Annotated in this window: 22 protein-coding genes and 2 pseudogenes; 13 read left to right on the forward strand and 11 right to left on the reverse strand. The window is 56.0% G+C overall.

What is annotated here, in order from left to right; all coding sequences use genetic code 11:
* Positions 1-297: 297 nt before the first annotated feature.
* Positions 298-3,036 (reverse strand): phosphoenolpyruvate carboxylase, encoded by a 2,739-nt coding sequence (locus tag DMG62_12840; GenBank protein PYY22491.1) that lies wholly within the window; start codon positions 3,034-3,036, stop codon positions 298-300.
* A 330-nt stretch (positions 3,037-3,366) separates the two neighbouring features.
* Here DMG62_12840 and DMG62_12845 point away from each other — a divergent pair, with 330 nt between their 5' ends.
* The 5 genes from DMG62_12845 (at position 3,367) to DMG62_12865 (ending at position 8,219) form a co-directional block, all read left to right on the forward strand.
* Complete coding sequence (locus DMG62_12845; GenBank protein ID PYY22492.1) at positions 3,367-3,993, forward strand: hypothetical protein; 627 nt, start codon at positions 3,367-3,369, stop codon at positions 3,991-3,993.
* Between the two features lie 2 nt (positions 3,994-3,995).
* Positions 3,996-6,173, forward strand: coding sequence for a xanthine dehydrogenase family protein molybdopterin-binding subunit (locus DMG62_12850; GenBank protein PYY22493.1), 2,178 nt, complete (start codon positions 3,996-3,998; stop codon positions 6,171-6,173).
* A complete protein-coding gene (locus DMG62_12855) occupies positions 6,170-7,165 on the forward strand; it encodes a molybdopterin dehydrogenase (GenBank protein PYY22494.1) in 996 nt (331 codons plus the stop codon). The genes DMG62_12850 and DMG62_12855 overlap by 4 nt, the downstream gene beginning before the upstream one ends.
* Positions 7,162-7,395: a hypothetical protein gene (locus DMG62_12860; protein ID PYY22495.1), complete on the forward strand. Its 234-nt coding sequence runs from the start codon at positions 7,162-7,164 to the stop codon at positions 7,393-7,395. Before DMG62_12855 ends, DMG62_12860 begins: the two co-directional genes overlap by 4 nt.
* Before the next feature lie 149 nt (positions 7,396-7,544).
* Complete coding sequence (locus DMG62_12865) at positions 7,545-8,219, forward strand: hypothetical protein (protein PYY22496.1); 675 nt, start codon at positions 7,545-7,547, stop codon at positions 8,217-8,219.
* 92 nt (positions 8,220-8,311) lie between these two features.
* On the opposite strand, the gene DMG62_12870 is transcribed toward DMG62_12865, so the two are convergent.
* From DMG62_12870 to DMG62_12900, 7 genes and pseudogenes are all read right to left on the reverse strand, one after another.
* On the reverse strand, positions 8,312-8,464 hold the full coding sequence (locus tag DMG62_12870) for a DUF3309 domain-containing protein (protein ID PYY22497.1): 153 nt from the start codon (positions 8,462-8,464) through the stop codon (positions 8,312-8,314).
* A 108-nt stretch (positions 8,465-8,572) separates the two neighbouring features.
* A pseudogene (locus tag DMG62_12875) lies at positions 8,573-9,047 on the reverse strand (GNAT family N-acetyltransferase).
* Between the two features lie 38 nt (positions 9,048-9,085).
* Entirely contained in the window at positions 9,086-9,589 is a 504-nt protein-coding gene (locus tag DMG62_12880) for an NADH-quinone oxidoreductase subunit NuoI (GenBank protein ID PYY22498.1), read from the reverse strand.
* A 44-nt stretch (positions 9,590-9,633) separates the two neighbouring features.
* Positions 9,634-10,011 (reverse strand): hypothetical protein, encoded by a 378-nt coding sequence (locus DMG62_12885; protein PYY22499.1) that lies wholly within the window; start codon positions 10,009-10,011, stop codon positions 9,634-9,636.
* A complete protein-coding gene (locus DMG62_12890) occupies positions 9,921-11,099 on the reverse strand; it encodes an acyl-CoA dehydrogenase (protein ID PYY22500.1) in 1,179 nt (392 codons plus the stop codon). The genes DMG62_12885 and DMG62_12890 overlap by 91 nt, the downstream gene beginning before the upstream one ends.
* A 109-nt stretch (positions 11,100-11,208) precedes the next feature.
* Entirely contained in the window at positions 11,209-12,069 is an 861-nt protein-coding gene (locus DMG62_12895) for a hypothetical protein (protein PYY22501.1), read from the reverse strand.
* A gap of 246 nt (positions 12,070-12,315) precedes the next feature.
* The gene (locus tag DMG62_12900) at positions 12,316-12,762 is read right to left on the reverse strand and encodes an SET domain-containing protein-lysine N-methyltransferase (GenBank protein ID PYY22502.1); all 447 of its coding nucleotides are present in this window, start codon (positions 12,760-12,762) and stop codon (positions 12,316-12,318) included.
* Between the two features lie 77 nt (positions 12,763-12,839).
* Here DMG62_12900 and DMG62_12905 point away from each other — a divergent pair, with 77 nt between their 5' ends.
* The 7 genes from DMG62_12905 to DMG62_12935 all read left to right on the forward strand — a co-directional run bounded on the left by DMG62_12905 (position 12,840) and on the right by DMG62_12935 (position 18,559).
* Positions 12,840-13,247, forward strand: coding sequence for a DUF3052 domain-containing protein (locus DMG62_12905; GenBank protein ID PYY22503.1), 408 nt, complete (start codon positions 12,840-12,842; stop codon positions 13,245-13,247).
* Between the two features lie 277 nt (positions 13,248-13,524).
* A complete protein-coding gene (msrA, locus tag DMG62_12910; GenBank protein PYY22504.1) occupies positions 13,525-13,995 on the forward strand; it encodes a peptide-methionine (S)-S-oxide reductase in 471 nt (156 codons plus the stop codon).
* A 264-nt stretch (positions 13,996-14,259) separates the two neighbouring features.
* Positions 14,260-14,667 carry a molybdenum-pterin-binding protein gene (locus tag DMG62_12915; protein ID PYY22505.1) on the forward strand — a complete coding sequence of 136 codons (408 nt, stop codon included), beginning with the start codon at positions 14,260-14,262 and terminating at the stop codon, positions 14,665-14,667.
* Between the two features lie 150 nt (positions 14,668-14,817).
* Complete coding sequence (modA, locus tag DMG62_12920) at positions 14,818-15,603, forward strand: molybdate ABC transporter substrate-binding protein (protein ID PYY22506.1); 786 nt, start codon at positions 14,818-14,820, stop codon at positions 15,601-15,603.
* Positions 15,600-16,283 carry a molybdate ABC transporter permease subunit gene (gene modB, locus DMG62_12925; GenBank protein PYY22507.1) on the forward strand — a complete coding sequence of 228 codons (684 nt, stop codon included), beginning with the start codon at positions 15,600-15,602 and terminating at the stop codon, positions 16,281-16,283. The genes modA and modB overlap by 4 nt, the downstream gene beginning before the upstream one ends.
* A complete protein-coding gene (locus tag DMG62_12930) occupies positions 16,256-16,969 on the forward strand; it encodes a hypothetical protein (protein PYY22508.1) in 714 nt (237 codons plus the stop codon). Before modB ends, DMG62_12930 begins: the two co-directional genes overlap by 28 nt.
* A gap of 252 nt (positions 16,970-17,221) precedes the next feature.
* Positions 17,222-18,559 carry a hypothetical protein gene (locus DMG62_12935; GenBank protein PYY22509.1) on the forward strand — a complete coding sequence of 446 codons (1,338 nt, stop codon included), beginning with the start codon at positions 17,222-17,224 and terminating at the stop codon, positions 18,557-18,559.
* 96 nt (positions 18,560-18,655) lie between these two features.
* On the opposite strand, the gene DMG62_12940 is transcribed toward DMG62_12935, so the two are convergent.
* Positions 18,656-19,438 (reverse strand): ABC transporter permease, encoded by a 783-nt coding sequence (locus DMG62_12940; protein ID PYY22510.1) that lies wholly within the window; start codon positions 19,436-19,438, stop codon positions 18,656-18,658.
* Complete coding sequence (locus DMG62_12945; protein ID PYY22551.1) at positions 19,416-20,093, reverse strand: choline transporter; 678 nt, start codon at positions 20,091-20,093, stop codon at positions 19,416-19,418. Before DMG62_12945 ends, DMG62_12940 begins: the two co-directional genes overlap by 23 nt.
* 386 nt (positions 20,094-20,479) lie before the next feature.
* Between DMG62_12945 and queC the strand changes: the two genes are divergently transcribed.
* Entirely contained in the window at positions 20,480-21,160 is a 681-nt protein-coding gene (gene queC, locus DMG62_12950) for a 7-cyano-7-deazaguanine synthase QueC (GenBank protein PYY22511.1), read from the forward strand.
* A gap of 280 nt (positions 21,161-21,440) precedes the next feature.
* On the opposite strand, the pseudogene DMG62_12955 reads toward queC, so the two are convergent.
* A pseudogene (locus DMG62_12955) lies at positions 21,441-22,966 on the reverse strand (protease Do).
* Positions 22,967-23,004 lie beyond the last annotated feature (38 nt).

Raw genomic sequence — 23,004 nt, forward strand, 5'->3', positions numbered from 1 at the left:
CTCCTACGTGGATCATTCCGTGCCTCCTTCAGGGTTCTGTGCTTCGAGCACGAATGTACCCTCTGGGAGGCACGCCTGCTTTCATCACATCTGAGCCCTCTTCGTGCGAAGGATCTCCCGCGATATTTCAGACTTGATTGCTGTGTCTCGGCTCTTCGGTCCAGATTCTCGTAGAAAGCCGTGACAGGGCGATTTAGTCCGACGAATCGCGGGAGATCCTTCGCCCACAAGAGGGGCTCAGGATGACAGGGCCTTATGTGGCTTTGATAACACGCAATTCCAATCCGAGCCACTTTCTCACCCCGTATTCCTCAAACCCGCGGCGATGCCATTGATCGTGGCTCCCAGCACGTAATCCAGATCCTCACTCTTCTCTTCGGCCCGCTTACGGCGCAACAGCTCGGCCTGAAGGATGCTCATAGGATCGACATACGGATTTCTCAACCGAATCGAGCGCGCCAAAATCTGGTTGTTCTGGAGCAAACAAGGTTGGTCCGTGATCTGGAGCAGCAGCTTCTTTGTGCGCAAGAACTCCGATTCCAAAATGTTGAAGACTCGAGCACGCAACTCTTCATCGCTAACCAGTGTGGAATACAGCCGTGCGATATTGAAGTCGGCCTTGGCGAGTCCCATTTCGGAATTTTCGAGCAGGTCGCTGAATAGCGGGAACTCTTTGTACATCCGTCGCAGCGTGTTCGCTCCATCCGGGTTGGCCAGGAATTGCTCCAGGGCATGCCCAACGCCGAACCATGCAGGCAGCAGGCATCGGCTCTGCATCCAGCCGAAGACCCACGGAATCGCGCGCAGATCTTCGAGGCTGCGCGTTTGTTTGCGTTTGGCAGGACGCGATCCGATCTTCACGTTCTGCAGCTCGCCGATGGGCGTGGACTGCTCGAAATACACCATCACGTCCGGATTTTCAGCTATGTTCCGGCGATAGAATTCGAAAGCTGTGCGCGAAAGCTCCTCCATGGCCGCTTCCCACTGCGCGTCGTCTCCCACTTTGGGACCATTAGGACGAACAAGAGCTTCGAGTGAAGCCGCAACCATTAACTCGAGAGAGCGCTCAGCTAAAATCGGTTCCGCATACTTCCAGTTGAGCACTTCGCCCTGTTCCGTAATCTTGAAATGCCCGCTAAACGCTCCCACAGGCTGCGCCACCACCGCGCGATGTGTGGGACCTCCGCCGCGCCCGACCGTTCCGCCGCGCCCATGAAAGATAGTCAGATGAACATTGCACTCGCGTGCCACGCGATGCAGTTCCCGATGCGCTTTATAGATTTCCCACAGGCTGGTGAGCATGCCTCCGTCTTTGTTGCTGTCGGAGTAGCCCAGCATCACTTCCTGTCTTCGCTGCCATGAATCGAGCAGCCGAGCGTAAGCAGGCGAACTCCACAATTCACGACAAATCGCGGGGCATGCGCGAAGATCCTGAATAGACTCAAATAGCGGAACGGGCATCAATCCCGGATCGTCGCCCTTGCCTTCCACTTGAACTCCCGAGATCGACGCCAGCCGAACCACATTAAAGACATCCTGGGCCGAGGTCGCGCCACTGATGACATAACTGCGAACTGCTTCGGGAGGATATCGACGCTTCAGCTCTCCCGTGGCTCGGGCTGTGTCGAGGACAAGCCGCATATTCTCCGAGGTGGATGTTAAGTCGTGGCCGGGCCGCGCAGTCAGAGTCTCGATAGCTTCAGAATGGAACTTGGCGTGTTGGCGAATGTCGAGCGTGTGCAGGTGAAAGCCAAAGGTCTCGACAATGATTAGCAGTGGATCAATGAGCTCCTCAGCGATACGCCCACCCCAGTTTTCGGCGAGACTCTCGCGCACCAATTGCAGATCCGCGATAAACTCGGCGGGTTTCGCATATGCGCCGTCAGCATCGGCGCTTTTGACCGCCCGCGCCAGGCGCTCTTGTACATAGAGTAAGAAATGGCGATAGGCCTCGGTCTCCGAATATGTAAGAGCCCGCGCATGCACGTCGGAAAAACGCGTGGCGTAGTGCTTCAGTGCGTCTCCCAATTCGGTGGAAATTTTGCTGATGCTTGTGGCCGAGCTCAGGAGCACAAGAAGACCGCGAATCATTTGTCCATAGTTATGAAAAATCAATTCGCGCGCTAATTGCAGCGCCTGCTCCGTGCTGGCGACGGTAACGAAGGGATTCCCATCGCGATCGCCGCCGATCCAGGAACCGAAGGCAATCATACGTGGCAGATCGGAAATTCCGATATCGGACTGGAACTCTGCGTTCAGTGCCCGGGCAATGTTTTCGTAGACTTCCGGTACACTGCGGATCAGGCTGGCACGGTAATAGTCCAGTCCCATTTTGATCTCATCACGCACAGTCGGCGTGCGACGGCGAACCTCGTCGCTCTGCCAAAGCGCGGTGATCTCGGCCGCGATTTCTTCAGCTACCTTCTCAGCTGTTTCATCGGTGAGCGGCGCGTTATCGAGACTCTCGAGCAGTCTTGATAATCGCTCGCGCTTCATCAGCACCGTCCGCCTCGCGATCTCGGTCGGATGTGCCGTGAAGACCGGGATCGCGTAGACGCAGCGCATTGCCTTGATCACTTCCTCAAGACTGATTCCTGCAGCTTTGAAGCGGCGGAAACTCCCCGCGATCGTGCCTGCCTGCGGCTCGCTGTGATTCACTTGTGCTGCTCGCCGGCGGCGTTTGCGGTGGTTGGTCTCCGCCAGGTTGACTAGCTCGAAATAGATGGCGAACGCCCGCACCACCAGGAAGGCATGGCGCAAGTCCATCGTGCGCAGCGATGGGTCTTCCGCAATCTTTCCCTGCTCGCGCTGCTGAATGCTGAGATTCCGCAGTCGCTCAACTGAGTCGAAGACCTCCAGCCCAGCCTGCTCCTTGATCACCTCACCCAGGATCCGCCCGAGATTGCGCACGTCCCGGCGCAATGGAGCCTCTTTGAGCTCGGGATCGGAGGCGATCAGTTCGCGCAGATGCTGCTGCTGGTCCCGTACATGCCATAGTGGTTCTAGTGGACCTATCGCCTTGGACGCTCGCGGCATTGTTCAAAAGCTACCAGACGCGGAGTAATTCCACCTACGCAGCCGAAGATTGGTCGTATTCGGCGCGAGCAGCGGTCCACGGGCCGCTGTCGGAAAGTTCCGCCTTTATTGTGTTACGACGGGTGCCCTGCGCTCCGTTTTTAAGAGGAGGCATTTTGGTTTATCGATTTTGAAGATCTACACAGCGTCGCTCGACGCAGGCGCAAAGGATGGGGGGGGACCCTAAGCGTCTTCAGACCAATTTGTTCAGTAAAACGCATTCTGCAAAGAAACGGCCGTTGCGCTACCATTTCCGGTTACTTCTGAAGCACTCACAAAGGAGACCATAGGATGAGTGATCAGGAATCCCCCAAGGACTCAGGAATTTCTCGGCGTAAGTTCCTGAAAATCTCCGCGATAACTACGTCTGCCCCGCTCGTTCTTGGCCCTACCGTTCTGGAAGTCGAAGGACAGGAAGTTCACGTCTTCGGTCCCGGTAAGGTTCCAGTTGCTCTCAACGTGAATGGCAAGCGCCTCGGCGCGAACCTTGAGCCTCGCGTGACTCTGCTCGACGCCCTCCGCGAAAAATTCGAGGTCACAGGACCAAAGCGAGTTTGTGACCGCGCAGCCTGCGGAGCTTGCACCGTTCTGCTGGATAACAAGGCCGTGTATTCCTGCTCGGTCTTGGCCATTGAGGCACAGGGTAAGCAGATCCTGACGACCGATGGCTTGGCTCCTCAGGGACAGCTGCATCCTGCTTCTGCCGCGTTCGTCGACAATGACGCGCAGCAGTGCGGCTTCTGCACGCCTGGATTCGTGATGGCCACTAAGGCCTTTGTCGATAAGCATCCGAATGCGACGCCTGAAGAGATAGCCCGGGGTCTAGGTGGCAACTTCTGCCGCTGCGGAACTTACGCGGGCATTAAAGGCGCTGTGGCCCAGCTCTCCGGACCCCAGCCACAGAAAGGCGGAGCATAGTCATGGCAGAGAACACTTATCAGTGGCCCGATGCGAGCAAGCGCAAGCTGATCGGCAAGCGCATCAACCGCGTCGATGGGCCTGCGAAGGCTTCAGGACGCGCCAAGTACACCTATGACATTGTTCGTCCCAACATGCTGTACGGCGATAGCGTCAAGTGCCCATACGCTCACGCGCGCGTAAAAAGCATCGACAGCTCGGCCGCCGAGAAGATGCCCGGCGTAAAGGCCGTCCACATCATTCATGGCCCAAACGACGGAGCCAAGGGCGAAGTCTTCTGGGCTGGGACAGATATTGTCGCTGTAGCTGCGGTTGACGAGCCGACAGCGGGTGATGCCGTGCGCGCGATCAAAGTCGAGTACGAGCAGCTTCCTCACTTCGTTCTGAACGATAAAGAGCCGAACCTCTCCGAGGCTCAGAAAGGCGAACTTTACAAAGTCGCTCAGAAGGAGACCGTAGGAGACCCCGTTTCGGCATTTCAGCAGTCTGAAGTCACGCACGAGGGCTACTATGGCTCACCTGTGATCACTCACTGCTGCCTGGAAACCCACGGTAGCATCGCAGAGTGGACCGATCCGGATCATCTCTTCCTCCACATTTCCACGCAAAACGTTCCTGGAATTGGCGAACAGGTGGCTAAAGCCATCGACATGCCTGCGGCAAACGTTCACGTGCATCAGGACCATGTGGGTGGTGGATTCGGCAGCAAGCTTGGCCTCGATCCGTGGGGCATTGCCGCAGCGCAGCTCTCGAAAAAGGCAGGCGGTGTTCCGGTAAAGATGATGCTCAACCGAGCAACCGAACTGGAGACTGCGGGTTGCCGCCCATCGGCTTACGCTCGCGTGAAGGTGGGCGCGAAAAAAGACGGAACGCTCCTCGCATGGGAGTCTTACGCGTGGGGATCAGGCGGGCCCACCGCGCCCGGATCACTTGCCATTCCGTATATCTGGAAGATACCGAATCAGCAGAAACAGTACGTTGGCGTGGTAAACCATATCGGACCGTCGCGCGCTTGGCGTGCTCCAAACCATCCGCAGATGTGCGTACTCACCATGTGCGCGCTCGATGATCTTGCCGCGAAGTTAGGAATGGACGCCTTCGACTTGGTGAAGAAGAACATCGACCTGCTGGACCCGCGTTCGAAAATCTATTCTGAAGAGCTCGATGTGGCCAACGACCTCATGCAGTGGAAGTCGCTGTGGCATCCTCGCGGGGATAAGACCGATGGCCCAGTAAAACGCGGCCTTGGGCTCGCACTGCACACCTGGGGCGGACGCGGACATACCAGCAACTGCGATCTTTCAATCCATCCCGATGGATCAGTCGAAATCAAAATGGGAACACAGGATATCGGCACCGGAACCAGAACTTCAATACTGACGGTTGCCGCCGATACCCTCGGCATCCCTATGGAGGCAATCAGTCTTCAGATCGGCGACAACCAATATCCGCCCGACAGCGCCTCCGGCGGCAGCAGCACCATTGGCGGAGTCAGTTCGGCCACGTTCCGCGCTGCTACGGACGCAAAGAGGCAACTCCTTGCGAAAGTTGCTGCCACTCTGAATGCGCAGCCGAATGAGTTAGAGATCGTTGAGAGCCGGGTGCGCGTTGCCAGTGATCCAAACCGCGGCCTTGGCTGGAAGGAAGCCTGTTCCAGACTCGGGGCGCAGACGCTCACAGTACGCGGCACGAATCCGGGAGAAGGCGACCTGATCAACAGCGGAGTGGGGGGCGTGCAGATGGCCGACGTGTCGGTCGACATTGAAACCGGCATCGTGAAAATCAACAAGATGGTTGCCGTCCAGGACTGCGGTCTTGTGATCAGCCCCAAACAGGCCGAAAGCCAAGTTTTGGGCGCTATGATCATGGGCGTGAGTTACGCGCTGTACGAAGAGAAAGTGATGGATCAGACGACCGGACTGATGCTGAACAACAGTATGGATAATTATCGCCTCGCAGGAATCGGCGATGTTGGCGAACTGGTGGTACGCCTGATGACTGGTCCCGGTTACGACGAAAGGGGAGTGATCGGAATTGGCGAGCCACCGACGGTCTCGCCAGGTGCGGCGATCTCGAATGCCGTAGCCAATGCTATTGGCGTGCGAGTTCCCTACTTGCCGCTTACTCCGGAGCGCGTCCTGGCAGCGCTTGAGGGCCAGTCGGAAGGAGGCCGCGCATGAGAGCCTTCGAATACACCAGTCCCAAACAGAAACAGCAGGCCGTTGGTCTTCTCGGACAGCAATGGAACGATGCTGAGGTTCTTGCCGGCGGAAGCGATCTGCTTGCTTTGATGAAGGACGACATCGTCCATCCCAAGCGACTGGTGAACGTGAAGGATGTCCAGGAACTGCGGGGCCTCAGCTTCACTCCATCGCGAGGTTTGCGCATCGGTTCCCTCATGACATTGTTCGAAATCTCCGAGGACGCGCAAGTGAAAGAACATTACCCCATATTGGCGCAAGCTGCCGGAGATGCAGCCAGTCCGCAGATTCGCAATGTGGCCACCATCGGTGGAAACATGTGCCAGCGTCCACGATGCTGGTGGTTCCGAAATGGATTCGGACTGCTTGCGATGGGTCCGAATGGAAAGTCGCTCGTGGTTGCTGGCGACAATCGTCATCACGCGGTTCTTGGGAATGAGGGACCGGCTTACTTTGTGAGCCCGTCCAGCGTTGCTCCCGCATTAATCGCTTATAACGCACGCATTCGTCTCTTTGGCCCAAAGGGACCTCGCGAGATCCCTCTCGAGAAGTTCTTCGTCATCCCGAAGAGCGAAAATGAGCGCGAGCATGATCTACGGCCCAATGAAATCGTCACCGACTTGATCGTTCCCGCCCAGCCCTCCGGAGCGAAGGCCTCTCACTATGAAGTGCGGCAAAAGGCAGCTTTCGATTGGCCGTATGCCACTGCGTCAGTAGTGCTGGACATGAACGGCGGCACAGTTCGTTCCGCGCGCGTAGTCATGAGTCACGTTGCGCCCATTCCCTGGGTTTCGAATGAAGCCGCGCAGGCGGTTGCTGGAAAGACGATTTCGGAACAGACCGCAGACGCAGCGGGAGCTGCTGCCCTGGCGAATGCTAAAAGTTTGGGCCGAAATAAGCACAAGATCCAGCTGGCGCGAGTAGCCGTAAAACGAGCTCTGCTTCAGGCTGCCAAAGGAGGACAGGCATGATTGTCAATGATTTCGACCGCTTTAATACGAGCCATCCCGATCTCTGTCCGTCGCTGCGCTGGAAGCGTATCTATCTGAACGTGGAGCCCGATCCGACAGTGCCTCCGGCGAACGACGGCAACTACTGGTGTGTACACACGCAGACCTGCATTGGGCCCGACGGCCAAGTAGCTGAACCAGGCAATTGCCGTGCGCATCGTCCGTGTCACGGAACGGGCAAGTGCGGGTGATCTGGAGAAGGCGCATAAACACTGGACTTTTCGTCTCGCCAGAGAGACGATGAAAGAAGCGGTTTGCAGCGATTTTGCTGAGCGAAACAGCTGAGTGAAGCTAAATTCTTTTCCGTTCTGGAACATCGAAGTCATTGAGGGAGTGCGGTATGCGCAATGTTTGGAAAGGTCTACTAGTTACTCTGCTGAGTGGCGCAGTGGCCTTCGCGAGTCAAGGACAAAAGATTACCGGCGACTATCTCGAAAGTCGCAGCGCGGATGTCTATGTGGCGCAATGCTTCGCCAACGGTGAAGTGGGACTCGTCGGGGACCAGGCGCTGCTCGCGTGGCATGTCCGCAATGGAAGTTGGAACGGACAAAAGCTCGATGGGCTCACGGTAATTGCTGCTGTGAAGGCGAATGCAACGCTCGGCGATCCGTATGCTAATCCATATCCCGCCAAGTCGGTAATGCTGGTCGATGAGCAGGCAACGCCTGCCCAACGGAAAGCGTTGGTTTCATTTGCGCAGCATATGGGTGGAAAGCTCACCGACACCGTTCTTCGGGTGATTCCGACGACGATTGAGATGAACGTGCTGCCCGATCACGCGCATCACGGAGAAGCAACGCTGCGCGCAGGAACCTTTGCTGAAATCCAAACTCGTGCACTGAATGAAGGCGACCACACCTGCGGCGCTGAGACGACCTACTATCCGCCATTAACGAAACTTGAACACTCCATGGCGGCAGTAGCCATGACTGATGAATACCAAGGCCCAGGGTTAGGCGTAGATTGGGACCGTCATGGCAAGCGAAGCGCCTTCGTCGGCACCTTTGCTGAATAGTCCAGAACCTCAAAGCTGGGTAGGCGGACGCTATGTTGGATTTGATTCTTTAAGCTGAGACAATCAGCGCAAGGCGTTCTGATTCCTGCACTTTAAACGTAGTGGAGTAAGTACAGGATCAGAATGATTAGCAGAATCGTTCCGAGCGTGCCGCTTGGGTAGTAGCCCCATCCCCGGCTGTACGGGTAAACCGGAGCTGTTCCCAGAGCCAGCACCAGCAGAATTACGAGAAGAATCAGAATCATCTCCTGTGTCCTCACGAACTCTGATTCCGCTACCGGCCATTGGGGTTGGCGCGCACGCCATTCTTCGGCAGCGATTTCCCATACTTCTGTTGAAAGGCGCCCGCATACCTAATCGCGTTCTTCCACTGCCACAACGCGCATGCCTTCTTTTTCCCAGATCCGGCGCGACGCCGTATTCGCAACCGCTTTGGGAACTCGCAAGACTGGAAACTTCGGCGTACTGAACCAGTACTCGGTGACCACTTCGCAAGCTTCAGTCATTAGCCCTTGTCTTGCCAAGGCAGGCCCAGCCAGAAGCCACGGTTCGCGTCTTTGTTCTTCGTCAGGCCGATACTTCCGATCACCTCACTCGGAGCACTATTGAGCGTCAATATCCACTGCCAGGCATCTCCTCGCTCCATCGCAGGAATAGCGATGTTCGGTAGAACTGAAACGCGACGTCGGCTGGATAAGGCCATGGGACTTGAGCCGTCAGGTAACGGACTATCTCCCATTTTGGAAACAAGGCCTGCACCTGGTCAGCGTCGGCAAGCTCCAGAGGACGCAACGTGAGCCGCAGGGTTTGTAGCGTTGGGATAAGCACAAGCTGAGAATCGGTCACAGCAACAAAGGCGCGTGTCACTAATGAGCGGCTTCCAGCTCTGGCTCAGGTTTCACTGGGCGAAGCTTACCTCCAGGAATCGGGGCGAGAAGCTGTTCCTTGCGATAAACGAGATTCGTCGCGTTGAAAGTGGCTAACTCGAAACCGTGGCCATGGGTGATTGCGTCGGTAGGACAGGCTTCCACGCAATAGCCGCAGAAGATGCATCGGTTGTAATCGATGTTATAGACCGCAGCATAACGCTCGGCGCCGCTGATGCGGTTCTCAGCTGTATTCTCGGCGGCTTCGATATAGATGCAGTTCGAAGGACACGCAGCGGCGCAGAGGAAGCAGGCAACACATTTCTCCAGACCGTTCTCGTCACGCTGAAGCACATGCAGACCGCGGAAGCGTTCCTGAAATCTGGCGCCACGAAGCGGTCCCGCGCCGTCGGGATAGTTCTCGACAATCGTAGGCTGAAACATCTCCTTGAAGGTAATCGCCATCCCCTTGGCGATAGCTCCGATGTGCTTCACGATCGACATGTTTGGATTATACCCGTGGTTAGTTTTCGATCCGGAAGCGAGAGCTAGTCCGCTACTTTGTCCACGAACTGCAGGCCCAGGATGTTGCCTTCCAGACGACGCACAACAACATCCACTACATTCGTTTCTCGCGAACTTGACTCGACGATGCTGATCCGCATTCTGCGGCCCGGTTCGAGCGACTGCGCAAACGGAAGTGATGAGACTTCGATATTCATTCCATTGCCGCTGACTTGCGACAGCAGACCAAGTTCGCGCCCGGTGTCGTCGTAAACGCGCGCCTCTTCACCCACGAGCAGGCGCGGAAATCTGCGGCGATTGCTGCTTGATTTCACTTTGAGAGCACTAGCTTGGCAATCGTCTGGAGCTGCATATTCGACGTGCCCTCGTAGATTTTGCCAATCTTCGAGTCGCGAAAGTATTTCTCCACCGGATACTCTTTGACGAATCCGTTACCGCCGTAGATCTCGACCGCCAGCGAACTCACGCGTTCGGCGACCTGCGAAGTGAACAGCTTCGTCATCGCAGCTTCTTTCACGAAGTTCTGTCCAGCATCTTTCATGCGCGCTGCGTTATAAACCATCAATCTCGCGGCCTGAATGTCGGTCGCCATCTGCGCCAGTTGAAACTGAATTCCCTGGAAGTCCGAAATGGGCTTGCCGAATTGCTTTCGCTCCTGCGAGTACTTTGCGGCGGCTTCCCACGCTCCTTGGGCGAGTCCCAGCATCTGCGCGCCGATACCAATGCGCCCCTCGTTCAAGGTCCCGATCGCGATCTTGTAACCTTTACCAACTTCGCCGAGGACATTCCCTTTTGGAACGCGCAGGTCCTCCATAATCAGCTCGCAGGTGCTGGAGGCGCGAATGCCCAGCTTGTCCTCCTTCCTGCCGACGGAGAAACCTGGAAATTCTCTTTCTACAATGAACGCGGTGATTCCTCGATATCCCGCTGAAGGATCGAGATTCGCGAACAATACAAAGACGCCGGCTTCCTTGCCGTTCGTGATCCAAAGTTTGCGGCCGTTAATGACGTATTCGTTACCGCGCAACTCAGCACGCGTTTGCATCGCGAATGCATCCGAACCAGAACCAGCCTCGCTCAACGCGTACGCGCCAACAGTGTCAGCTGACATGCGCGGCAAATACCGGTGCTTCTGCTCCTCATTCCCCCAGCGCAACAGGGCGTTGTTCACCAACGTATTCTGCACATCCACGAGCACTCCCGCCGACGGATCAACGCGCGAGATCTCTTCGACCGCAACGATAGCTTCGAAAAAACCGCCTGCGCCGCCCCCATATTGCTCGGGAATTTCAATGCCCATCAGTCCAAGCTGGAAAAATTGCTCGATCAATCCGTGATCGAAAACCTGTTTCTCATCCATCTCGCGTACTAGCGGGCGCAGTTTCTCTTCGGCGAATTGGCGCACGTTGTCCCGAAACAGGACTTCATCCTCGGTAAAATTCGTGAGCGGCGCTGGTCGTGCGGCGGTTTCGATGAGTACTTGAGGCATCAGGATGACTCCAAAAGGCAGACAAAGAGGTGATTTTAACATTTCGGGAACCGCGCCGCGTCGGGCAGAGGGCCAGGGATAAACTCGCGATTCGCAAGTTTCCAGGAGGTTACTTTGCGTGCGGAACGAGGCCCGGCTTGCGCCACACGATGCGCAGCTTCTCGTTTTCGAGGATCTTCTGCATTTGTCCACGAGCGTAGTTGGACCACGCTCCGACAGGATCCATGCGCACATACGCACGCCAGTGCGCGAGCGCTTTGCGCGGCTTACGCAAACGCTCATATGCCAGCGCGAGATTGTAATGCGCATCGGCGTAGTTGGGAGCGATTGCAATGGCAGAACGATACGCTTCGACCGCCTCGGTCAGGCGTCCAGTCTCGTCAAGCACATTGCCCAGATCAAAGAAACCCAGCGCGTATCGCGCATCGATTTCCACTGCGCGGCGATAATGATTTTCGGCTTCGCGATAATTCTGCTGGTTGTAGTAGATGGTTCCCAAATTGATACAAGCAGCAGCATGCCGCGGATCGAGCTCGAGCACACGCTTGTAGGTAGCCAGCGCCTCCTGCTGCCGCGCCGGATTCTCCTCCAGCGCAACCGCAACCACAAACAACTCAGAGGCCGTTTTAGCCATTCGCGGTTGCGCAGTCCGCGCCTCCACGATCTTTGGCCGATCAAACGCGAGCAGGAACTGGCCGGCGAGTGGATCGAGTTCACGTCCCTCATGCCGAAACGTAAGCCGCGAGCCGCGTGAAAAAACTCCGGCTTCGAGCAAGGGATTTTGCATGCCCGAAACCTGCCGCTGCATAGCATCGAGCGAGGCACGAATCATTGCAGGCCTGACTTTCTTGGCTCGCAGTTCGCTTAGTTTCCTGATCTGGAGAAGATCGTAAAAGGAGTAACTTTCAGCAACAGCGATCAGTCCTGCGCGCTCCCATCCCGCCAACTGACGCGGGGTGATGCGCAGCATGCGGATTACTTCAGCTCGAAGATATCTTTCCACGGCTCCTGATTCGCCTCTTACCTGGCATGGTTGAGGTTCGTTTCACCTCAGGTTCGTAAGGCCATTCGCTTTCTTTTCACTCTGATTATGAGAAGGCAAAGAGTAAATATCAAGTGAAAAATCAGAGGGTTACCCGGAAAGTATGAGGAAAACCCGGTCACAATCTGCACCAGGGGAGAACGGCCCAATCGGAAATTTCAAACGAGTACCGGATCACTCCTTCGTCGCACGTTTGACTCGCTTCTGCCGCCGGATATCTTCCGCTGAATACATGGTTCCACGGCAATTCTTAGAGCCGCAGAAGCAAGGAGCCGGATCATCTTCTGCTCCGTCGTAGAGCATGTAATCGTACGTGAGCTCTTCACCGGCTTCGATGTCGCGAATGGCGATGATCCAGACGTGCCCATCGATCTCCTCGGTCTCGCAGTTGGCATCGCAAGAATGATTGATGAACATCGCCGTGCCGTGTCCATCGATGATGCGCTTACCATCTCGCAATCCAAATAAGTACGTTGTCGAGCGTCCATCGTAGATTTCGTCGGCCTGCTCGGGCGAGATGAGTGGACCGGTGTACTCAACCACAAACGTTCCCTTGCGGATCTTCGTCGTCGTGTAGCAGCCTGCAGCGTGAATGTCGGAGGAGCGAATGATGAGTCCCATGCACAGCCTGCTTGCGCAATTGCGCTCGAATCGGCAGTATATCCAACGCTGCGCCTATGGCAGTAAGAGGATGCAACATGAAGACCGCCGGTTACTCAGGCACTCCGCTATTCAAGAAGCTGGGCATTAAACCAGGACAGAAAGCGTGGTTTGCCGGAAATCCATCCGGCTACGAAGAAGAACTCCGGAACATCGGGGACTTTCATCGAGCGCCGAAGCTCAGCAAAGGACTGGACTTCCTGCACTTTTTCACGTCAAGCCGAAAAGCATTGGACACGGAACTGCCCAAGCTGCGCGCCGCAATGAATACCAACGGCATGCTCTGGATCTCCTGGCCCAAGAAAGCTGCCGGCGTTGCCACGGATTTGGATGAGAATATCGTTCGCGAGATGGGCCTCAAAGCCGGACTCGTGGATGTGAAGGTTTGCGCAGTAGACCAGACATGGTCAGGGCTGAAATTCGTGTTTCGGTTAAAGGACAGGTGAATCTAATCGATGTAGAGACGAGCGCCGAAGAGGGCACATGCGGTTTAGGGAGGGGCACCGGCTTTCGGTGCCGCCAGGATGCTCATTAAACAGTTCCGGCTTCAGCCGCCGCGGTACCCTGCGGACCTCAGTGGCTAAAACGCAATGCCAGTTCCTACTGCACGGCTGAAGCCGGTGCCCTCCCTAAAACTGCAGAATCGCCCGCTTCCGGCAATACTTCGGCTCGCCGTACTGTCGTTTCTGTTTGGACGACACTACAATCTCCTTAGGAGTCATCATGGAAACCGCAACCTTTGGCGCTGGATGCTTTTGGGGAGTTGAAGAAAGTTTCCGGCAAATTCCGGGCGTTATCGACACCGCCGTCGGCTATCTTGGTGGCGACATGCAGAACCCGACGTATCAGGACGTTTGCACCGATGAAACCGGCCACGCCGAAGTGGTTGAGGTGACATACGATCCGGCAAAGGTTAGCTATGACCAGCTGCTGAACACATTTTGGGAATCGCACGATCCCACAACCCTGAATCGTCAAGGGCCCGACATCGGCACGCAATACCGCTCAGCGATCTTCTTTCACTCGCCCGAACAAGAGCGCCTCGCCCGCGCCTCGAAAGAGAAGATGCAAGCCTCAGGTAGGTTCCGTCGCCAAATCGTGACGGAGATTACGCCCGCGTCCACGTTCTATCGCGCTGAGGAGTATCACCAGAAATATCTGGCAAAGCGGGGTTTGAGCCATTGCCACATTTAGATGCTGAGCTGCTAAGCAGCTGGCTTATGGAAGGGCGTCGGCTTTAGCCGCGCCGGACGAGGGATTAACCTTATTGCCGTTGTTAACTTTGCGACTGTGTATCAGAGAACTCAGGAAAAACTGGTTTGAAAAAAATAACACCGCGGCTAAAGTCGGAACATTAGGCCTGCGCACTTCAGCGGCATGGCCAAAACCAACGCCCTTCCTTAGGCTCTCTGGACTTGAGCTCAGCAGCTGACAAGCTCAGAGCTTAGCAGCTATCTCATGAAACTCTATACCCCGCGTGACGCCGCCCAAGTACTTGGCATCAGCTATCCTGCGATAAAACAGTGGATTTATCGAGGCAAGCTGAAGACAGTGCTCACTCCTGGCGGGCATCATCGCGTGCCCGAATCGGAACTGGACAAGTATCTTGCTTCGATTCGCAAGCACGGCGCAGTCCCCAAACGTCGCCAGACCTTTCGCAAAATCAGCGGCCGAAACCAGCTCATCGGAAGAATCATGGATCTCAAGATCGACGGACTTCTTGCTCAGGTGACGCTAGGCATCGGCGACCAGAAGATTACTTCCATCATCACTGCCGATGCTGCCCGGGAGATGCGCCTTGCCAAGGGCATGGTCGCCGTGGCATTGGTGAAATCGACCGAAGTAATGATTGTGCTGCCCGATTGAGTCCTCAGCTTCGTGTTAATCCGTATTGACTAGTTAAGTCAAATCGTATGCAATCGTGCATGCTGGATTCGGTGGATCCGGCCGCCTTCGGGCCAGGTTTTAAGCATTGGAGTAAAAAACCCGCGCGAAGGCTTCGGATCTACGTTCTGAATGGTGCGAGAGAGCCGGTTGACACTCCTTCTTACCGTCACATTAATCTTCGCTAGCGCATTGCCGATCTTTGCCCAGGAAGAACTGACAATCGCCGCCGCCGCCGATCTACAGCCGGTCATGAAGGAGATCGCGAGCCGCTTCGAAACGAACACCGGCAGCAAGGTGAAGCTGGTCTTCGGGTCCTCTGGAAACTTCTTTGCTCAGCTTCAGAACGGTGCTCCTTTTGATGTTTTCTTTTCTGCAGACTTGGAATATCCAAAGAAGCTGGAGGCTCAGGGGCTAACCGAGCCGGGATCGTTGTACGAGTGCGCCATAGGAAAGATTGTGCTTTGGGTTCCGAGCAATTCGCCGATCGACGTCAGCAAAGGTCTCAGTGTTGTTGCTGATCCGCAGATTCGCCGGCTTGCAATTGCCAACCCCGCACATGCTCCCTACGGTCGTGCCGCCAAAACTGTGCTTGGCAAAGCTGAGCTGTGGCAAAGCGTTTCCTCCAAACTCGTGCTTGGGGAAAACATCTCGCAAACGGCGCAATTTGCCAATTCCGGAAACGCCGATGCCGCGATCCTCGCGCTCTCGCTCGTGCTGGCTCCGGCCATGAAAGGCAACGGCACATATTTCATGATTCCGCAGGAACTGTATCCGCCGCTTCGGCAGGCTGCGGTTGTCATGAAAGCATCTGCCCATAAGAAGTCGGCACTACGTTTTGTCGAGTTCCTCGAGAGCGCGGAAACGCAATCTCTCTTCGCTGAAAACGGATTCCAACGGCCGGAGAAGGCGCAATGAACTGGCCAGCCATTCTCCTGAGTTTCCGCCTTGCAGCGACTGTGTGTCTCGTGCTGCTGGTTATCGGCGCTCCTCTCGCATATTGGCTCGCACTCTCGCGAGGCCGCTGGAAGTTTCTGGTGGAAGCAGTGGTTGCACTGCCGCTGGTTCTGCCACCCACAGTGCTCGGCTATTACATGCTCGTAGCTCTTGGTCCAAGGAGTCCGCTTGGCCGGTTTGCCGAGTCCGTGCTCTCCACGCGGCTCACGTTTTCCTTTCCTGGATTGGTAATAGCATCAGTCCTTTACAGCCTGCCGTTTGCGGTTCAACCCATGGCAAATGCATTCGGCTCGGTGGATCCCAAGCTTCTCGACGCGGCAGCGGTGCTCGGCGCATCGCGGTGGCGCAGGTTCCAAACAATCACGTTGCCTCTGGCAAAAGCCGGGGTACTCACAGGAGCAGTACTGAGCTTCGCGCATACCATCGGCGAATTTGGGGTGGTGCTGATGGTCGGCGGCAACATTCCCGGTGTGACACAGACGATCTCGATTGCGATCTACGATGAAGTGCAGGCTCTGGACTACACAGTCGCCGCGCGAACGTCAGTGCTGCTGCTGATTTTCTCTTTCGTGACGCTCGCCCTCGTGTACGCTCTAAATCGACGAAGCTCACTCTGGTGGTCGAGCGCGCGCAACGCTTGAACGTACTTACAGCTGAAATCCGACTGCAAATCTCTTCATCCTTCCAACTCGATTGTGCCTTCGAGGTTCCCTCCGGTTTTACCGTGCTCTTCGGCCATTCGGGAGCAGGCAAGACATCAGTCCTGGATTGCATCGCCGGAATCAAGACGCCTGATTGCGGCAAAATCGCGATGAATAATCAAGTGCTGTTTGACTCAAAACAAGGCTTGAATCTTTGGCCTTCGCAGCGGCGACTCGCATATGTATTCCAAAGTCTTGCCTTGTTTCCACATCTCAGCGTTGCCGAAAATGTGTCCTATGGACTGCCCCACGAGCCGAGCAACACCGCGACTGAGCGCACCCGCAAGATGCTGGCGCAGTTTGGCATCGAAGGCTTGCAAGATCGCAAGCCGGGAGATCTGTCAGGAGGTGAGCGCCAGCGTGTCGCGCTGGCACGTTCGCTCGTCACAGAGCCACATGCACTTTTACTGGACGAACCACTGGCAGCGTTGGATCGGCCGACGCGAAAGAACATCGTCACCGATCTGCGCAATTGGAACACAGCCAGGACCGTCCCGGTCCTTTACGTGACGCATTCTGTTCGAGAAGCTCTCGCACTAGGCGAGCGAGTCCTCGTAATGGAAGGTGGACGAATCATCGCCAGCGGTCCACCTGCCGAATTGCTGAACCCCGAAGATTGGGACTGATGTAGTGGAACGGGCATCGCTTTAGCCGTGCCGTTAAGCAATTGATGCAAAGTTTGTAAGCTTCAGCCGCTGAAGTCGCGAGTTATTCGCTGGAAGGATTGCCTGCATCGCGTTAGCTTTCAGGTGAGCTCAGCGGCTAAAGCCAAAGATTCTGACTGCTTCCTTAACGGCACGGCTGAAGCCGGCTTCTTCGCTACAAGTATGAGTCATTCGGAATAGCACCGGCTGTTTACGTGTTGTCATCCAATTCATATGGAATCATTTCAACCTGACGTGCTCATCATCGGTGCTGGAGTCGCAGGCTTAGCCGCCGCGGGAAAGCTCTCCCAGGCTGGAGTTCGCGTCTTTGTTCTCGAAGCACGAGACCGCATTGGTGGGCGGGTTCTCACAATCCATCCGTCAGAATTCGAAACTGCGGTCGAGCTTGGAGCTGAGTTCGTGCACGGGCATCCCCCGGAGGTTTTCGACTTAATCAGCGGCGCCGACATTCGCGCGGTAAAAATCAAAGGACAACCCTTTTGCTCAAACGAGCATGGCATCGGCAAATGCGATTTCTGGGAACGCATCGAAAAAGTTCTCGACGCGATGAAGAAGCACGGATTGCCGCAGCAATCCTTCGAGGCTTTCGTAAAACAACTCCAAGACCCGGAGATCAGCGACGAAGACAAGCGAGCAGCCTGTATGTACGTTCGCGGATTTCACGCCGCGCATCCTGAGGAGATCAGTGTGCAATCGCTCATTGAAGGCATCGAGGCCGAAGAGAAGATCGATGGCGATAGCCAGTTCCGCCTGCCGCAAGGATATGGTCATCTCGTCGCTGCGCTTTCCCGAAACCTCCGCGGGAATGTCGCCAAACTTGAGCTGAGCACGGTTGTTACTCAAGTGAAGTGGAGACAGGGCTCCGTAGAAGTCGGCGCAATTCGCAACAGCAATTCTCGATTCACGATCTCAGCTCCTCGGCTTCTCTCGACTTTGCCTCTCGCCCTGGTCCAGAAACAGGGCGCCACGAACCGTGTGATCCGGTTCGATCCGCCTCTCGCAGAAAAGGCGAGATCTCTCTCAGCGCTCCGCGTGGGTGACGTGATCCGCGTGAGCATGACCTTTCGCAGACGTTTCTGGGCGGACATGAATGCGGAGGGACAGCCGCTTGCGAAGATGTCGTTTCTGTTTTCTAGAGATCCGGATTTTCCCACGTGGTGGGCTTTCGCACCTCTTGACGTGCCGCTGCTTACCGGATGGGCTCCAGCCGATGCAGCCGAGCGACTTTCGCTCTTAAGTGATGATCAGATTTGTGAGCGCGCGCTCAATTCGCTTGCGCGCGTCTTCCACATCCCAGTTGAGCGTTGTCACGAAGAGCTAACGCATACCTACACGCATAATTGGCAGAACGATCCGTATTCTCAAGGCGCATACAGCTATGTGGCACGGGGCGGCTGCGATATGCAGCGCGAGTTCGCTGCGCCCATTGCCAACACGCTGTTCTTCGCCGGCGAGGCCACAAATTTCGCCGGACATCACGGAACAGTTCACGGCGCAATCGCCAGCGGATACCGAGCGGCGAAGGAGATTCTGAGCTCGCCGGCATCCTAAAGATTTCGATATTCCAGAACTCTGTCATGTTAACCGGAAGAGTCCTCCCGCGGGTTTCCGGGCCGTCGAGCGCTGGTGTGCGCTCGATCGGCCCATTCACCGCGCTATCGCCAACTGCTGCGCAGGCGTGAAGATTCGGTGACGGATCAAGCCCGTGGAGATGAGCGACGTTAGTCCGGATGAAGCAAAGATCATGGCAATCACGACGAACTGATAAATCGCCGCATAGAGCGGCGAAGATCCCGTCAGCACCATGCCTGCCATGAGACCCGGAATCCAAACCAATCCCAGGGAGCGCAGGTTATTCAGCGCTGGAATCAGACTCGCAGAGAATGACTTCTCGACTGCCGGAGAAACGCTAACGTCGGGTGCAGCGCCCAGCGCCAGGGCTGATTCGATCTCGCCGACGTGTGACTCCACCTCAGCCCAAAATCGATCGAGCGCGAGAGCATTCGTGTTCATCGCATTGGCGATAATCATGCTGCCCACGGGAACGATGGATGTTATGGCCCCATCGATGACGCCAGCCCAGGTCATCACAGCGATCACCGAACCCGATCCGAGCAGGATGGACCAGAATGAAACTTGAAACGAACCAGGGATTTTCTTTGTCCTCCGCGCCGATGTAGCTCCAGCCGCGATCACCATCGCTGAGAGCATGAAGGCGCTCGTCCATTGCGGGCCTTTGAGCATCAAGACGAGCACAAACCCTACGGCAACAATCTGCGCCAATCCACGACCGAGCGCGATCAGGGTCTCCAATTCGACGTGAATACCGCGCTTGCGGGCTGCAAACCCAACGATCATGGCGAGCACTGCCGTTACTCCAGCTTGGGCAAATCCAAGCGCTACTTGATTAGGAAAGAGCTGTTTCAACATTCAGCACCTCGGATACAGGTCCGACTCGGACCAGCTTGCCGAACGCAAGTTGAGCAGCGCGCATGGCCAGCCGGCGCGCCTGGCGAAAGTCGTGCGTAACCATCACGCAGGTCACTCCCTGCGCCGAAATCCTGCGAATCACTGTTTCCACGTCAAGCTTGGCAGTTTCGTCGAGCGCCGATGTAGGCTCGTCCAGCAGGAGAACGGCAGGCTGATTCGCCAGAGCGCGAGCGAAGCACACGCGCTGGGCTTCGCCTCCGGAAAGATGCCTGACATCCTGGCCGGCATAGCCTATGAGTCCGACATCCCGCAGCAGCTGCTCGATCTCGTCATCGGTAGGAGTTCGTCCTTGCTGCTGCGGACCAAAGCCAAGATTCTCTGCAACTGTGCCAGGGAAGACGAAGGGTCGCTGCATGACCATGCCGACGCGACGTCGTAAATCTCGCGTGGAAATTTCGCGATAATCCTTGCCTTCGACGAGTACAGTGCCGCTTGTGGGTTCGTCCAGTCGATTGAGCAACCGCAGCAGCGATGACTTCCCTGCCCCGCTAGGCCCGACGATCGCTAGCAACTCGCCGGCGTTCACATCGAAGCTGACGTCGTTCACGATGATCTTGCTTCTTACAGCACGAGTCAGGTGCTGGGCTTGAAGCATGATGGGCACGAGGAAAAGGATACAGGCTGCAGCGTCATGAGGGTTCAGTCGTTGAGTTTCGTAAACTAGTTTTAGCAGGAAGGACTTCAGCTCGTTAAAGCGGCCCGTTATCTTTTTGGCACCGCCGCCCTCGGCTGTGGCTCCGCCCAAATTCAAACTCCGGCCATTTTCCGCCACCATTAGGGACACGAGTTTCTACTGCATTCCTTCTACATGGAAGGATGGATGATGGCGGCTTGAGGCTTCGCGGTGCATGCATGCTAGCTGCCTTGGCTTTGGGCAGAGCCACAGCCGAGGGCGGCTGTGCCACAAGAATTTTCAAAGGCTCTTAAGCTGCTACAAACTTCCGTAGGAAGCACGACAGAATCCAGATGGTGGAAATACAAATGAAACCCAAAGCAGTGGTCCTACTCAGCGGCGGCCTCGATTCAGCCACCGTGCTCGCGATCGCGCGTCGCGATGGCTTCGCACCGCACGCGCTCAGCTTCGATTACGGTCAGCGACATCGGGTCGAATTGCACGCAGCGAAGAAGCTGGCGGCGGTTTTTGGCGCTGAGCATTCCGTGATTTCCTTTGATCTGCGCCAATTTGGGGGCTCTGCACTTACCGGGGACATCGATGTGCCGAAGGATCGTCCCGAATCGCAAATATCGAATGCCATTCCCATCACGTACGTGCCCGCGCGCAACGCCATTTTTCTATCGTTCGCACTCGGATTAGCTGAGGTTATCGCATCCACTGACATATTCGTCGGGGTGAACGCGCGGGATTACAGCGGTTATCCCGACTGCCGTCCGGAGTTCATCGACGCCTTTCAAAGACTGGCGAACCTTGCAACTAAGGCAGGTGTCGAAGGTCATAGAGTCAGAATCCATGCGCCCTTAATTCAAATGTCGAAAGCGCAAATCATCGCGACAGGTTGCGAACTCGGCGTGGACTACTCACTCACTTCGAGCTGCTATGACCCTTCTCCAGAAGGACTCGCCTGCGGACGCTGTGACTCATGCCAGCTGCGGCATAAAGGATTTACCGAAGCGGGAATTCCCGATCCGACAAAGTACGGATAACTGCACTTGAACACGGAGTTCTGGATCCTTGTTCGAACCGCTGCTTTTCGGCGGTAAGGAATCCTGCGGACTGCGATAGGTCTGTTTCAGCTCTAGGAGCTGCCGAGGGTTGGAAGCACAACTTCTGGCGTGCTCAGAGCATTTTAGCATTTCATAGGGATTCCTGACCGCCCATGCCTCGGCGGTTCGGAATGATAATAAAAAGATCCTCCGTATCCTCAATGTTCAGTTTTGGGTTTATGCGAAGAAAGTGGTGCATATGATGCACCGCCTTCTCGAACTAGCCCTGATTCCCAGAGTGCATCACTCGGAAGGTGCTTCCGCCCTGGCTCCAGATCCGGACCAGAGCATCCTCTCCGTTGGGAATCTTCGACAGGGCTTCTTTCACATCTGCCGCAGATTGCGTCGGTTTGCGGTTTACCGACTGAATAACATCGCCCGCCGCCAGACCAGCATTGTCCGCAGGGCTGCCCGGTTGTACGCGGGCTACAACCGCGCCTTTAACGTCGTCAGGAGCTTGAAGTTGAGCACGAGTCTCAGAATTCAATTCGCTCAGGCGGATGCCCCAGCGAGCCTTGCCTTCGGGATTCGCGGCGCTCTCCTCGTCGCTGCCTCTGTTTTGCCGAGTTCTTCAACGGTAACCGGCAGAGTGAGCTCCTTGCCATCGCGCATCACCCGGAGTTCCACCTTTTCGCCAGGCTGCTTCTGCCCGATTTCCACCTGCAACTGGCCGGCATCGCTCACTTCGTATCCGTCGACTTTAGTGATCACGTCGCCAACTTTGAGTCCGGCTTTCGCTCCAGGCGAGTTCGGTTCCACTTGCGTTATAACAGCACCCGAAGCCTTCGACATCTGGAAGAACTTGGAGTTCTCTGGCGTGACGTCGGTGATACCAATCCCGATATAGGAATGACGAACTTTTCCATACCGGATGAGCTTGTCAACGATTGGCTTCACGATCTGCGTGGGGATGGCAAAGCCCATTCCCGAAAAGGCACCGGAAGGCGAGATAAGGAACGTGTTGATTCCCACTACCTCTCCGTGAGCATCGACCAGCGGACCGCCGGAATTCCCCTGGTTAATGGCCGCGTCGGTCTGAATGAACTGTCCAGGCTTATGCGGATCGCTCGAATCCGGATTAGGACGGTTCAATGCGCTCACGATGCCGCGAGTCACGCTGAAACGGAATCCCAAAGGATTGCCGAATGCCAGCACGGTTTGTCCAGGCTGCAGCTCGGTAGAGTCGCCGAATGGCACGCTTGGAAAATTGCTGCCATTGACTTTGATTACAGCCAAATCGGTGAGCGGATCTGCTCCGACGAGCTTGGCTTTTAGAATTCGCTTGTTGCTCATGGTGACGCGAATGTCCGTAGCCCCGTCGACAACGTGGTTGTTGGTCACGATGTATCCGTCAGGAGAGATGAAGACGCCACTTCCGAGTCCATGCACGATGCGGTTCTGAGGCTGCATCGGATGTCCGAAGAACTGCCCGAAGCCTTGCATGCCGTTGGGGAGTTCCGGCATTCCCTCAGCCGAGAGATCTACTTTCGTCTTTGACGTAACCGTGACATTCACGATCGCCGGAGTGACGCGGGCAGCCAAAGTCTCCATCGCCTTGTCGAGCGACAGCAACGCGCTGACGCTGTTGTCGTCCAGAGCCGCTGCGGCCGGCGCTGGAGTTCCGACTGCAGCTTGCGCCACGTCTGGCTTAAAGAATTCATGTGCTCCAAGAGACATGATCGTCGCCAAAGCAATCGCCGGCGCAACCATGCGTTTTGAGAGCGCTGTTTTCCATCTACTACTCATCTGCTTTTGTCTCCTTCGTAAAACTAATTAATTAGTTG

The organism is Acidobacteriota bacterium, assembly GCA_003225175.1.
GTDB lineage: Bacteria > Acidobacteriota > Terriglobia > Terriglobales > Acidobacteriaceae > Gp1-AA112.

Excerpts from the sequence above, each read along its gene's own strand:
- DMG62_12840 (PYY22491.1), bottom strand. The coding sequence starts at position 3,036 with ATGCCGCGAGCGTCCAAGGCGATAGGTCCACTAGAACCACTATGGCAT.
- DMG62_12845 (PYY22492.1), top strand. The coding sequence starts at position 3,367 with ATGAGTGATCAGGAATCCCCCAAGGACTCAGGAATTTCTCGGCGTAAG.
- DMG62_12850 (PYY22493.1), top strand. The coding sequence starts at position 3,996 with ATGGCAGAGAACACTTATCAGTGGCCCGATGCGAGCAAGCGCAAGCTG.
- DMG62_12855 (PYY22494.1), top strand. The coding sequence starts at position 6,170 with ATGAGAGCCTTCGAATACACCAGTCCCAAACAGAAACAGCAGGCCGTT.
- DMG62_12860 (PYY22495.1), top strand. The coding sequence starts at position 7,162 with ATGATTGTCAATGATTTCGACCGCTTTAATACGAGCCATCCCGATCTC.
- DMG62_12865 (PYY22496.1), top strand. The coding sequence starts at position 7,545 with ATGCGCAATGTTTGGAAAGGTCTACTAGTTACTCTGCTGAGTGGCGCA.
- DMG62_12870 (PYY22497.1), bottom strand. The coding sequence starts at position 8,464 with ATGATTCTGATTCTTCTCGTAATTCTGCTGGTGCTGGCTCTGGGAACA.
- DMG62_12880 (PYY22498.1), bottom strand. The coding sequence starts at position 9,589 with ATGTCGATCGTGAAGCACATCGGAGCTATCGCCAAGGGGATGGCGATT.
- DMG62_12890 (PYY22500.1), bottom strand. The coding sequence starts at position 11,099 with ATGCCTCAAGTACTCATCGAAACCGCCGCACGACCAGCGCCGCTCACG.
- DMG62_12895 (PYY22501.1), bottom strand. The coding sequence starts at position 12,069 with ATGCTGCGCATCACCCCGCGTCAGTTGGCGGGATGGGAGCGCGCAGGA.
- DMG62_12900 (PYY22502.1), bottom strand. The coding sequence starts at position 12,762 with ATGGGACTCATCATTCGCTCCTCCGACATTCACGCTGCAGGCTGCTAC.
- DMG62_12905 (PYY22503.1), top strand. The coding sequence starts at position 12,840 with ATGAAGACCGCCGGTTACTCAGGCACTCCGCTATTCAAGAAGCTGGGC.
- msrA (PYY22504.1), top strand. The coding sequence starts at position 13,525 with ATGGAAACCGCAACCTTTGGCGCTGGATGCTTTTGGGGAGTTGAAGAA.
- DMG62_12915 (PYY22505.1), top strand. The coding sequence starts at position 14,260 with ATGAAACTCTATACCCCGCGTGACGCCGCCCAAGTACTTGGCATCAGC.
- modA (PYY22506.1), top strand. The coding sequence starts at position 14,818 with ATGGTGCGAGAGAGCCGGTTGACACTCCTTCTTACCGTCACATTAATC.
- modB (PYY22507.1), top strand. The coding sequence starts at position 15,600 with ATGAACTGGCCAGCCATTCTCCTGAGTTTCCGCCTTGCAGCGACTGTG.
- DMG62_12935 (PYY22509.1), top strand. The coding sequence starts at position 17,222 with ATGGAATCATTTCAACCTGACGTGCTCATCATCGGTGCTGGAGTCGCA.
- DMG62_12940 (PYY22510.1), bottom strand. The coding sequence starts at position 19,438 with ATGTTGAAACAGCTCTTTCCTAATCAAGTAGCGCTTGGATTTGCCCAA.
- DMG62_12945 (PYY22551.1), bottom strand. The coding sequence starts at position 20,093 with ATGCTTCAAGCCCAGCACCTGACTCGTGCTGTAAGAAGCAAGATCATC.
- queC (PYY22511.1), top strand. The coding sequence starts at position 20,480 with ATGAAACCCAAAGCAGTGGTCCTACTCAGCGGCGGCCTCGATTCAGCC.